The following is a 12,543-nucleotide window of genomic DNA, read 5'->3' on the forward strand; positions in this document are numbered from 1 at the left end:
CGCTATGCAGCAGGCCAGCTTTCATCAGAAACGCAATAAGGGGCGTCCAGAGGTCCTCGCGGAACGTGTTTATCAGGCGATTAAAAACGACATTTTTGATTTCCGTCTGATGCCGGGAGATCGCTTCAGTGAGAGTGAAATGGCTGAACGCATGGACGTCAGCCGCACACCGGTCCGTCAGGCGTTGTTCTGGCTTGAGCGGGAAGGCTATGTCGAAGTGTGGTTTCGCAGCGGCTGGCAAGTAAGGCCCTTCGATTTTGAGTACTTCGAAGAACTGTATGACTTTCGCATAGTGCTGGAGCGCGAAGCCATCCGCCGCCTGTGCGGTATGCCTCCGGGACGCTGCGCCGAGCTGCTAAGCGAGCTTATCGCATTCTGGATTGACGATCCGCGCCTCGAAGAGGGGAAAACCGTGTCGTTACATGACGAAGGTTTCCATATGGCGCTGGTTGCTGCAGCAGGAAACGGAGAAATGGCACGGATCCATGCCGAGCTGACCGAAAAAATTCGCATCATTCGTCGCCTGGACTTTACCCGGGAAGACCGCATGGGTGCCACCTATAACGAACACGCCCGCATTTTGCGGGCGATATTAAAACAACAAACCGAGGAGGCACAGCGCATCCTGACCGATCATATTTCCATCAGTAAAGCGGAGGTCAGGAAAATCACTCTACACATGCTACAGCAGGCCAGATCACAAACCGATGCATCCGAATAATTTGAACAGGCGTTATTGTCGCAGCCCGTTTAGCAACGGTCGCGGCGCGGCAACCAGCGTATAGAACGCTGCATAGTAGGATGCCAGCACGCCCATTTGCGTGTGCTGGTCACAAAAATAGTCAGATCAATACTTTTGAGGGTTTCCGGAGATGAAAAGACGTTCACTTTTGCAAGCATTTGCACTCACGGCAACGGTCATCAGCATGGGCGTCGCCTGGAGCGTACAGGCCGCTGATACCATCAAGGTCGGTATCATGAGTTCGCTCTCAGGCACGATGGCGATCTCTGAAACTCCCCTGAAAGACGTGGCATTAATGACCATTGATGAAATCAATGCGAAGGGTGGCGTTCTGGGGAAAAAACTGGAGCCGGTGGTGGTTGATCCTGCCTCTAACTGGCCATTATTTGCCGAAAAGGCACGTCAGCTGCTATCGCAAGATAAAGTCGCAGCGGTATTTGGCTGCTGGACCTCGGTTTCGCGTAAATCCGTGCTGCCTGTATTTGAAGAGTTAAACGGACTGTTGTTCTACCCGGTGCAATATGAAGGCGAAGAGATGTCGCCCAACGTGTTCTATACCGGTGCTGCGCCAAATCAGCAGGCCATCCCGGCGGTGGAATATCTGATGAGTGAAGACGGCGGCGCGGCAAAACGCTTCTTCCTGCTGGGTACCGATTACGTCTATCCCCGTACCACCAACAAAATCCTGCGTGCATTCCTGCACAGCAAAGGTGTACAGGACGCCGATATCAAAGAGGTCTACACCCCATTTGGTTACAGCGATTACCAAACCATCGTCTCTGATATTAAGAAGTTTTCCGACGGCGGAAAAACGGCGGTTGTCTCAACGATCAACGGCGACTCCAACGTGCCTTTCTATAAAGAACTGGCAAACCAGGGCATCAAAGCAACGGATGTGCCTGTTGTGGCCTTCTCCGTGGGTGAAGAAGAGCTGCGCGGGATTGATACCAAGCCCCTGGTCGGTAACTTAGCCGCTTGGAACTACTTCGAATCCGTTGATAATCCCAGCAACGCTAAATTTGTTGCCGACTACAAAGCCTATGCCAAAGCCCATAACCTGCCCAATGCCGACACGGTTGTAACTAACGATCCAATGGAGGCCACCTGGGTTGGTATTCATATGTGGGCACAGGCGGTAGAAAAAGCAGGCACCACTGATGTCGATAAAGTACGTGACGCCATGGCCGGACAAACCTTTGCCGCGCCAGATGGCTTCACACTGACCATGGACAACACTAACCACCACCTGCATAAACCGGTGATGATCGGTGAAATTGAAGATAACGGCCAGTTCAACGTGGTGTGGCAGACCGAGCAGCCGATCCGGGCGCAACCATGGAGCCCGTACATTGCCGGTAACGATAAGAAGCCGGACCACCCGGTGAAATCAGCGCAGTAGCAATATCGACAGCGGCAGGGATGACACTTCCATCCCTGCTCTTCGACGAAATTGAGAAACCATCCTCTTTCAACATAGGCATCGCGATGAATATGGGCAAAATAGTTGGGTTATTACTGTCGCTGTGCCTGTTAGCGCCGGGGTTCAGCCGGGCTGGACCGGCCGTAGAGTATGCGGCGGCGAACCGCACACAGCAGGCCACACTCCTTCAGCAGTGGGCCAGTTCACCCGACGCGACACGTTTACCGTTACTTCAGGCACTGCACGATGAGGCGGTGGTCATTGATAGTAACAAACAGCCTTTCAGGCTCGCAGGGGACAGGCTCACCGCCCTGGAAGGCAACGCGCAGCCGGTCGGAAATACCAAAAAATTGTTTACCAATAACCGGTTAAGAATACTGACTCGCAATGCGCTGGCGTCGGTACAGCTTATCAGCGTGGATGCGGCAACTCGACTGCACGCAGCACGCACCTTACAAAATGATGCGGTTGCCGAGCAGCTACCGCTATTAAGCCGGCAATTGGCATCTGAGTCAGATAGCGCGGTACATGCCGCACTGACGATCGCACTCGCCAACCTACAATTGAGCGATAGCCGCCCTGAGGTCAGACTGCACGCCATTACCTTATTGGGTGAAACCAGCGATCCACAGCTACAGGGAAGTCTGCAACGCCTGACCCTGGCGGCAAATGAACCTGATGCCAGCGTGCGGGCGGCAGCGGAAAAAAGTCTGAAAAATATTCAGCAGCGCCTGATGTGGGGCGATCTGCTGGGACAAGCGTTTACCGGACTGTCATTAGGCTCGATTCTGCTGTTGGCTGCGCTGGGCCTGGCAATCACCTATGGCCTACTGGGCGTTATCAATATGGCACACGGCGAAATGCTGATGCTCGGTGCCTATGCAACCTGGATGGTGCAAACCCTGTTTCAACGGGTTGCTCCCGAGTGGCTGGCCTGGTATCCACTGCTGGCACTGCCGGTCGCTTTTTTCATTACCGCCAGCATTGGTATGGTGCTGGAGCGCACCATCATTCGCCACCTTTATGGTCGTCCTCTGGAAACGTTGCTCGCAACATGGGGCATTAGCTTGATGTTGATCCAGCTGGTACGCATGCTGTTTGGCGCACAAAATCTGGAAGTTGCTAACCCGCAGTGGCTGTCCGGGGGCATGCAGATCCTGCCCAATCTGGTCCTGCCCTGGAATCGGATCGCCGTGATTTTGTTTGTCATCGCGGTGCTCACACTGACCTGGCTACTGCTCAATAAAACGCGTCTTGGAATGAACGTGCGGGCAGTCACACAAAATCGGGCAATGGCCGACTGCTGCGGCGTACCAACCGGTCGCGTGGATATGCTGGCCTTTGGATTGGGTTCAGGTATCGCAGGTTTAGGCGGCGTGGCGCTGTCCCAATTGGGTAACGTGGGACCAGAGCTGGGCCAGGGCTATATTATCGATTCCTTTCTGGTGGTCGTCACCGGCGGCGTTGGTCAACTGGCTGGCACCGTTGTGGCCGCATTTGGTCTGGGTATCCTCAATAAAATACTGGAGCCACAAATCGGCGCCGTACTGGGTAAGATCCTGATTCTGGTACTGATCGTACTGTTCATTCAAAAAAGGCCACAGGGGCTGTTTGCCTTTAAAGGACGGGTGATTGACTGATGACGCAACCAATGACGCTCACTCTGCTGCAAAAAGCGCCACGCCTGACGTTCAGTATTGGGACGCTGGTGCTACTGATGTTGCTCGCGTTGCCTTTTTTGGCGCTGCTGCCGGCCAATAATCCGCTGGCGATCTCAACCTATACCCTGACGCTGGTAGGCAAAATCCTTTGTTACGCCATCGTAGCGGTTGCACTGGATCTGGTTTGGGGTTACGCCGGCTTACTGTCACTGGGACACGGTCTGTTTTTCGCACTCGGCGGCTATGCCATGGGCATGTATCTGATGCGCCAGGCCGCTGGTGATGGGCTCCCGGCCTTTATGTCTTTTCTCTCCTGGAGCGAACTGCCGTGGTTTTGGGCGGGAACACAATACTTTGCCTGGACTCTGTGCCTTATCGTGCTGGTACCTGGGCTGCTGGCGCTGCTTTTCGGCTGGTTCGCCTTCCGTTCCAAAATTAAAGGCGTCTATTTTTCTATTATGACCCAGGCACTGACCTACGCCGGAATGCTGCTGTTTTTCCGCAATGAAACCGGCTTTGGCGGTAACAATGGCTTTACCGGATTTACCACACTGCTTGGCTTACCAGTGACGGCGACCGGCACGCGGATCGGGCTTTTTATCGCTACCGTGTTGCTACTGCTCTTTAGTCTGGCACTGGGATTGTGGCTGGCGCGCAGTAAATTTGGCCGGGTGCTGACGGCTGTACGCGATGCTGAAAACCGGCTGATGTTCTGCGGTTATGATCCGAAAGGCTTTAAGCTGTTTGTCTGGACACTGTCTGCCGTATTGTGTGGGCTAGCCGGCGCACTCTACGTCCCCCAGGTCGGCATCATCAATCCCGGTGAAATGTCCCCCACTAACTCAATTGAAGCCGCAATTTGGGTTGCGCTCGGCGGCCGCGGTACGCTTATCGGTCCTATGCTGGGCGCGGTCATCGTCAACGGTGCCAAAAGCTGGTTTACCGTGGCATTCCCCGAATACTGGCTATTTTTCCTTGGGTTGATGTTTATTCTCGTGACCCTATTTTTGCCGCGTGGCGTAATTGGCCTGCTTCGTCGGAGGAAACATGACTGAGCCTCTGTTTACTCAACCGCATCCGTCAGATCGCTATCGTCATCAGACCGATCCAGTGTTGCAGCTGGAAAAAATCAACGTCTCTTTTGATGGTTTTCACGCGTTAACTAATCTTTCGCTACAGATCGGCGTCGGAGAGTTGCGCTGTATTATTGGCCCGAACGGTGCGGGTAAAACTACGCTGATGGATGTTATTACCGGAAAAACGCGTCCGGATAGCGGCAGCGTATTTTACGATCAGAATACCGACCTCACCACACTGTCATCCGTTGAGATCGCTCGTAGCGGGATCGGTCGAAAATTTCAAAAACCAACGGTATTTGAAGCACTTTCGGTCTTTGAAAATCTGGAAATTGCCCTGAAAACCGATAAATCCGTCTGGACCTGCCTGCGTGCGCGTCTAAACGGTGAACAGCAGGATCGCATTGATGAGGTGCTGAAATTACTGCGGCTTAGCAAGGAGCGTCATCGACCAGCCGGGTTACTCTCACATGGCCAGAAACAGTTTCTGGAAATCGGTATGCTACTCGTACAGGAACCCCATTTGTTACTCCTTGACGAGCCAGCCGCAGGCATGACAGATGCCGAAACAGACTATACCGCTGAGCTGTTTCGCGGCCTCGCCGGCAAGCACTCACTGATGGTCGTTGAACACGATATGGGATTTGTGGAAACCATCGCCGATCGCGTTACCGTACTTCATCAGGGGCAGGTGCTGGCAGAAGGATCGCTGCGCGAGGTCCAGGCCAACGATCGCGTGATCGATGTTTATTTAGGACGCTAATATGTTACAGGTCTCAGAACTGAATCAATATTATGGCGGTAGCCATATTTTGCGTGGGCTCTCTTTCGAGCTACAAATGGGTGAAGTGACCTGCCTGCTTGGGCGCAACGGCGTAGGAAAAACCACCTTGCTAAAATGCCTGATGGGGTTGCTACCGGTGAAATCCGGCACGATTCGCTGGCAGCAAAATACCATCAATCAGCGTAAACCACACCAGCGCGTGCAGGCGGGGATCGCGTATGTGCCGCAGGGGCGAGAAATTTTTCCTCGTCTCACGGTGGAGGAGAACTTGCTGATGGGATTAGCCCGTTTCTCCGGCGCGCAGGCAAGGCAGGTCCCTGATGAAATTTATCAGCTTTTCCCGATACTGAAAGAGATGAAGCAGCGCCGCGGCGGCGATCTTTCCGGTGGGCAACAGCAGCAGTTGGCCATTGGTCGCGCGCTCGCCTGTAAACCGCAGCTACTGATTTTGGATGAGCCCACCGAGGGCATTCAACCTTCGGTGATTAAAGAGATCGGCGCCGTCATTCGCCAACTTGCACAGCGTGGTGATATGTCGATTCTGCTGGTAGAACAGTTTTATGATTTCGCTGCAGAGCTCGCGGACAGCTATCTGGTCATGGCCCGCGGGGAAATCGTACAACGTGGGCGGGGGGATACCATGGAAGCTGACGGCGTGCGCGGGCTAGTGGCAATTTAACGGCTCGTATTCAGCACTGCGCGAGGTTCTCCGCCGCAGCGTTGAGGTTTGCGAGGCGATCTCATTACGAGTAATATTGCCATTAACCTGCCGGGTAATGCGTACCCTCTTATACCAGAGGGTATTTGCCACAACGCCGTTGGCCAGGCGCGTTATTCGAAATACCGCACTTTTCCCGTACTGCCCAGCCCGGCAGCCTACTCACTCAGGAAAGCACATCATGGAAACCCGGCGCGAGGAGCGTGTCAATAAACTGGCACTGGCGTTAAAACGCATTGATAAACTCCATCTTAAGGATGCGGCGCAGCTGCTTGGCGTATCCGAGATGACCGTTCGCCGCGACCTTAATGAACAACCTTCCGCCGTAGTGCTGCTTGGTGGCTATATTGTCAGCGATCCAAAAAATAACCAGGGGCACTACTTCGTTTCCGACCAGCAATCGCATAATGTCAGTAAAAAAAGGCAGTTAGGAAAACTGGCCGCTTCCCTCGTGGACGCTGACTCGACGGTCTTTTTCGACTGTGGTACCACCATACCCTACGTAATCGATGCTATCGACGACGATCTCCCCTTCACCGCCGTTTGCTGCGCGTTGAATACTTTTCTGGCGCTGAAAGAGAAAAACGCCTGCAACGTAATCCTGAGCGGTGGTGAATTCCATGCAGATAACGCGATCTTCACGCCATTAGGACAGCACCATGTGCTGGAGACGCTCTGCCCATCTATCGCCTTTATTTCTGCAGCGGGCATTGACAGCAACCAGGGCGTTACCTGCTTTAATGTTAATGAGCTACAGATGAAACATTACGCGCTACAGCGTAGCCAGCATAAAATTTTGGTGGCGGACAGCAGCAAGTTTGGCAAAGTGCTACCTGCCCGAATCGGTGAACTATCGCTTTTCCAACATCTGATCAGCGATGCATCGCCTCATGGAGAATTAGCGCTCAAACTGCAGCAAATGGGCGTAGAGATAATCGATTCGAAATGATGGTTTTTTCACAATAATATAAATACTACAGGGTAAATACACTGCTCATGGGCCACAAAAATAATGCGGGCGCGAACGCCTATACGCCATTCTCATTAAAACTGTATGACTGGTGGGTGCTGACCATTTCTAACCGTTATGCCTGGCGCTGCCCAACCGAAACGTTATTGCTGACGCATTTTCAACAGCATATGGGAGCAAAGCATCTTGATATTGGCGTTGGTACTGGCTATTACCCTGCAAAAACGCCACAGGGATCGCAGGATATTACTTTACTGGATCTGAATCAGGACAGCCTTGCTGCAGCACAGAGACGCATTGGCGGACAGCGCGTTACCGCATCCGTGCGGCACGATATTTTTCAGCCCTTCCCATCCGAACTGCGGGAGAAATTCGACTCTGTTTCACTGTTTTACCTGCTGCACTGTCTGTCAGGCTCCATGGTGGAGAAATCGCTGGCTATCCGCCATACCGCTGAAGCGCTGAAATCGGATGGCGTTCTTTATGGTGCAACGATCCTCGGCACAGGCGTTGAGCACAATAGTTTTGGGCATAAGCTAATGACAATCTATAACAAAAAAGGGATTTTCAGTAACCGGCAGGATTCCAGCCAGACGCTCAAGCAGGTACTTGCGGAACATTTTCATCAGGTAAAAATCACCGTGCATGGCACCGTCGCCCTGTTCTGCGCGCGTCAGAAGAAATAAGAAAGCTGATATTCAGGCACCGACGAGGGGCAATGTGGAACATCGTCTCAGTAAGGGTTGGGATAATAAGATGGAACAGGCTAGAATTGGCCTTATGGTATTGCAAGCCAACCCTTAAACCCGTAAATAAGAGGCTCATTTTAACGTGGCTCAATTCGTTTATAGCATGCATCGCGTCGGCAAGGTGGTCCCGCCGAAGCGCCATATTCTCAAGAACATCTCACTGAGTTTTTTCCCCGGAGCCAAAATTGGCGTACTGGGCCTGAACGGCGCGGGTAAATCGACCCTGCTGCGTATTATGGCCGGTATCGATAAAGATATCGAAGGCGAAGCTCGCCCGCAGCCCGGGATAAAAATTGGTTATTTACCGCAGGAACCGCAGCTCAACCTGGAGCATACGGTACGTGAATCCGTTGAGGAAGCGGTATCTGAAGTCGTTGGGGCGCTGAAGCGTCTTGACGAAGTATACGCACTCTATGCCGAGGACGGCGCGGATTTCGATAAACTAGCCGCAGAACAGGGCAAGCTGGAAGAGATTATTCAGGCTCACGATGGCCATAACCTGAATACCCAGCTTGAGCGTGCAGCAGATGCGCTGCGCCTGCCGGACTGGGAGGCGAAAATTGCCAATCTGTCCGGTGGTGAACGCCGCCGCGTGGCGCTGTGCCGTCTGCTGCTGGAAAAACCCGATATGCTGCTGCTCGACGAGCCAACTAACCACCTGGATGCCGAATCCGTGGCGTGGCTGGAGCGCTTCCTGCACGACTTCGAAGGGACCGTTGTGGCGATTACCCATGACCGTTACTTCCTTGATAACGTTGCCGGTTGGATCCTCGAACTTGACCGCGGTGAAGGCATTCCATGGGAAGGTAACTACTCCTCCTGGCTGGAACAGAAAGATGCGCGTCTGGCGCAGGAAGCCTCTTCGGAAGCGGCTCGTCGTAAATCGATTGAGAAAGAGCTGGAATGGGTGCGTCAGGGTGCCAAAGGCCGTCAGTCAAAAGGCAAAGCCCGTCTGGCCCGCTTTGAAGAGCTTAACAATACTGAGTATCAGAAACGCAACGAAACCAACGAACTGTTTATTCCACCGGGTGCTCGCCTGGGCGATAAAGTGGTTGAGGTCAGTAATCTGCGTAAATCTTATGGCGATCGTCTGCTGATCGACGATCTCTCCTTCTCCGTACCGAAAGGCGCGATTGTGGGAATCATTGGTCCGAACGGCGCCGGTAAATCCACACTGTTCCGTATGATGTCGGGCCAGGAACAGCCTGATTCCGGTAGCATCGTACTGGGTGATACTGTAAAGCTGGCTTCCGTCGATCAGTTCCGCGACAGCATGGATAATTCCAAAACCGTGTGGGAAGAAGTGTCCGGGGGCCAGGATATCATGCGTATTGGCAACACCGAAATGCCGAGCCGCGCCTATGTTGGACGTTTTAACTTTAAGGGCGTCGATCAGGGTAAGCGCGTGGGCGAACTTTCCGGTGGTGAGCGCGGACGCCTGCATCTGGCAAAACTGCTGCAGGTCGGCGGCAACATGTTGCTGCTTGATGAACCGACTAACGATCTCGATATTGAAACCCTGCGCGCGCTGGAAAATGCCTTGCTGGAATTCCCAGGATGCGCAATGGTTATTTCGCATGACCGCTGGTTCCTTGACCGCATCGCAACCCACATTCTGGACTATCAGGATGAAGGTAAAATTGAGTTCTTCGAAGGCAACTTTACCGAATACGAAGAGTATAAGAAACGCACATTGGGCGCCGACGCGCTGGAGCCTAAGCGCATCAAATACAAACGTATGAGTAAGTAATACCTGAGGCGGCCCATAGGGCCGCTTTATCCTCCCGGCAGACCGCATTTTTACCCCTCAAGCACACTTTGGTGCATGTAAACCCCCTCTTCCCCCGTGATGGCTTACATCATTGTTCACCTGAGACGCACACTCTGTGAGTCATTGTCCATCTGAACACGCTACTATGCAGGTTCTATAATGAACGCATCCCCTGAATCATTCAGGTTGACCAATACACACGTGTGAGGAAGATAAATGCGTAATACCGCGATCGCCATCAATCCCGAGAAACCCGCTGAATTTATTGAAATTGAACCGGAAAAACCCACGCCCGGTGAATACGATCTGCTGGTGCAGGTTAAAGCGGCTTCGGTAAATCCTGTTGATACCAAAGTCCATAAAGGCGCGCAGGAAAGCGGCCTGCAACTTCCGCGCATCCTTGGCTGGGATGCCAGCGGCATTGTGCTGGAAACCGGCAGTAAAGTTAGCGGCTTCAAGGCCGGTGACGAGGTCTATTACGCAGGCGATATCACTCGTCCGGGCAGCAATAGTACGCTACAACTGATCGATGCGCGTATTACAGGGCATAAACCGAAAACCCTCGACTGGTCAGCCGCTGCGGCCATCCCGTTGACTGCCCTGACAGCGTGGGAAGGCTTGTTTGAACGCCTGAATATCCAGGATGCCGGAGCAGATAAAACGCTGCTAATCGTTGGCGGTGCGGGCGGTGTGGGCTCACTGGCGATTCCTTTTGCCAAACTGCACAGCGACGTCAAGGTTATCGCCACGGCTTCTCGGCCGGACTCCGTACAGTGGTGCCTGGAACGGGGTGCCGATCTTACGATCAACTATAACGATATGGCGCGGGAACTCGCGCTGCACAATATTCGGCAAGTCGACTATATTTTCTGCCTGAACGATACTGATGGGCACTGGGAAGCGATGAGCGAATTGATTGCGCCACAGGGCCACATTTGTACCATCGTGGAAAACGAACATCCGCTGAATATGGATCGTTTAAAGCTGAAAAGCGCCGCATTGCACTTCGAATTCATGTACACCCGTAGCATGTTTACTACGCCGGACATCGCACGTCAGGGTGAAATTCTGGATGAAGTAGCCGCATTGCTTGATGCTGGCAAGATAAAAACTACGCTGAATGAAACGCTGCCGGGACTGAGTGTTGAAACACTTACGGCTGCACATGAAAAAGTACTGGAAGGCCATATGCGCGGCAAAGTGGTCATTGCTTATTGATCGCAGGTTAACCACCACGGGCGGAAAACACCTCCGCCCGCATTATTTACTTGTCAGGAGTGGGTGGGGAATCGCACGCTCCTGATTATCCGTCCAGATAATCGGATACCCCATATCATCCAACGGCTTTTGGGCTAAAAAGCACTCACGCTGACTTCTCGCTGGTACCAAAACGGGCTCACGATCGCCGCCTAGGCGTTATCACCCATAATATGCTTCACTAACTCTACACAGCGCAGGAAGCGAGAATCGTAATCCGACTCCTCTACGTGAATAAAGTCGATATTATTCTCTTTCAACATCGTCATTAGCAGGTTCTGAAATGCTTTCCGATCCACATCGCTGCCCAGGCTACGTAAACCGTCGGCTACCCAGGGAGTATTATTCTCCAGCAAAATAACGAGGTCGAAACGGTATTCGTCAATCAGCGCCTGTACAAAAGGGTGCTCTCTCCCCTCGTATTTCTTGCAGAACGCCTGAGTGGTAACAAAATCCGTATCGATAAACGCCACTTTGTTCGCATATTTGACCGCGAAATCAATGTATTGTGCCTGACCCAGCGCGATTTTATCGTAATCCGAATATTGTAATGCCATCTCATCCCCCCCGAGGTGGGAGAAAACATAATCGCGACCATACTCCCATGCACTGGTGGTATTAAAGATATTTGCCAGCTTATTCACCAGGGTAGACTTCCCGCTGGACTCCCCGCCGAGTATCGCGACGGTACGCACAAAAAACGGCTTAACTTCAGTAGGAATATAGTCCCAATAACGAAACGGGTCCTGACGGATTTGCGCCCCACTGATATTCATAAAAGATCGTTTGGGATCGATCACAACGGCCTCAATACCAAGATGACGGGAATGTTGGGGTGCATCCTGCTCTTCACTGGTGTAAACGCGATTGGGCACAATGCCCTGGCTCACCATAAAATCACCGATGCCTGCACTCCAAACGTCCCAGCCGTGCGGATAAGGCTCCATGCCTTCTTCATTAAATGAGTGAATATGAATATTTTTCTGGTACTTGAAGGTTTGCAGTAGCCATCGCAAACGATCGCTCACCGTCGGCTGCTGCGACATCGCGCTATTTTCAAATAGCATACGGTCACGAGGCTCATCGTAGCCCATGATGATATGCAACTCATCGACCTGGCTACAGGCACGCTGGATAAGGTAAATATGGCCGGTGTGCAGGGGATAAAACTTACCAAAGACGACGCCAATGGTTTTCTCCCTGCGGGGAAACTCCAGTCCTAAATAACGATGCAGCGCTTCCAGCTTCTGCGCGCCAGGACTTTTGATTTTGGCATTCAGTAACTGGCTAAGGTAGCCTTTTGTCATGCCGCTGGCATCAGCGACCTGCTGTAAGGTATATCCCTGCTGCCGAATTGCTGATTTCAAATAATCAAACGTCGACATGATCTGCCTC

At 52.6% G+C, this 12,543-nt stretch carries 11 protein-coding genes; 10 read left to right on the forward strand and 1 reads right to left on the reverse strand.

Features of this window, described 5'->3' with window-relative positions:
• Positions 1-4: 4 nt before the first annotated feature.
• The 10 genes from J1C60_RS14940 (at position 5) to J1C60_RS14985 (ending at position 11,109) form a co-directional block, all read left to right on the forward strand.
• Positions 5-721: a GntR family transcriptional regulator gene (locus J1C60_RS14940; RefSeq protein WP_128178972.1), complete on the forward strand. Its 717-nt coding sequence runs from the start codon at positions 5-7 to the stop codon at positions 719-721.
• Positions 722-872: 151 nt separating this feature from the next.
• A complete protein-coding gene (gene urtA / locus J1C60_RS14945; protein ID WP_128178973.1) occupies positions 873-2,141 on the forward strand; it encodes an urea ABC transporter substrate-binding protein in 1,269 nt (422 codons plus the stop codon).
• A 92-nt stretch (positions 2,142-2,233) separates the two neighbouring features.
• A complete protein-coding gene (gene urtB, locus J1C60_RS14950; RefSeq protein ID WP_375139791.1) occupies positions 2,234-3,802 on the forward strand; it encodes an urea ABC transporter permease subunit UrtB in 1,569 nt (522 codons plus the stop codon).
• Positions 3,802-4,878, forward strand: a complete 1,077-nt coding sequence (urtC, locus tag J1C60_RS14955) for an urea ABC transporter permease subunit UrtC (protein ID WP_128178974.1) — start codon at positions 3,802-3,804, stop codon at positions 4,876-4,878. Before urtB ends, urtC begins: the two co-directional genes overlap by 1 nt.
• A complete protein-coding gene (gene urtD, locus J1C60_RS14960; RefSeq protein WP_128178975.1) occupies positions 4,871-5,662 on the forward strand; it encodes an urea ABC transporter ATP-binding protein UrtD in 792 nt (263 codons plus the stop codon). Before urtC ends, urtD begins: the two co-directional genes overlap by 8 nt.
• 1 nt (position 5,663) lies before the next feature.
• Positions 5,664-6,362 (forward strand): urea ABC transporter ATP-binding subunit UrtE, encoded by a 699-nt coding sequence (gene urtE, locus J1C60_RS14965; protein ID WP_128178976.1) that lies wholly within the window; start codon positions 5,664-5,666, stop codon positions 6,360-6,362.
• Positions 6,363-6,582: 220 nt separating this feature from the next.
• The gene (deoR, locus tag J1C60_RS14970; RefSeq protein ID WP_128178977.1) at positions 6,583-7,350 is read left to right on the forward strand and encodes a DNA-binding transcriptional repressor DeoR; all 768 of its coding nucleotides are present in this window, start codon (positions 6,583-6,585) and stop codon (positions 7,348-7,350) included.
• Between the two features lie 47 nt (positions 7,351-7,397).
• Positions 7,398-8,057 carry a class I SAM-dependent methyltransferase gene (locus J1C60_RS14975; RefSeq protein ID WP_128178978.1) on the forward strand — a complete coding sequence of 220 codons (660 nt, stop codon included), beginning with the start codon at positions 7,398-7,400 and terminating at the stop codon, positions 8,055-8,057.
• A 145-nt stretch (positions 8,058-8,202) separates the two neighbouring features.
• Positions 8,203-9,870, forward strand: a complete 1,668-nt coding sequence (gene ettA, locus J1C60_RS14980; protein WP_128178979.1) for an energy-dependent translational throttle protein EttA — start codon at positions 8,203-8,205, stop codon at positions 9,868-9,870.
• Positions 9,871-10,107: 237 nt separating this feature from the next.
• Entirely contained in the window at positions 10,108-11,109 is a 1,002-nt protein-coding gene (locus J1C60_RS14985; RefSeq protein ID WP_128178980.1) for a zinc-binding alcohol dehydrogenase family protein, read from the forward strand.
• Between the two features lie 191 nt (positions 11,110-11,300).
• Here the strand turns inward: J1C60_RS14985 and nadR are convergent, their stop codons facing one another.
• Positions 11,301-12,533: a multifunctional transcriptional regulator/nicotinamide-nucleotide adenylyltransferase/ribosylnicotinamide kinase NadR gene (gene nadR / locus J1C60_RS14990; RefSeq protein ID WP_128178981.1), complete on the reverse strand. Its 1,233-nt coding sequence runs from the start codon at positions 12,531-12,533 to the stop codon at positions 11,301-11,303.
• Positions 12,534-12,543: the final 10 nt, after the last annotated feature.

Origin of the sequence: [Pantoea] beijingensis (assembly GCF_022647505.1) — a bacterium.
GTDB lineage: Bacteria > Pseudomonadota > Gammaproteobacteria > Enterobacterales > Enterobacteriaceae > Erwinia > Erwinia beijingensis.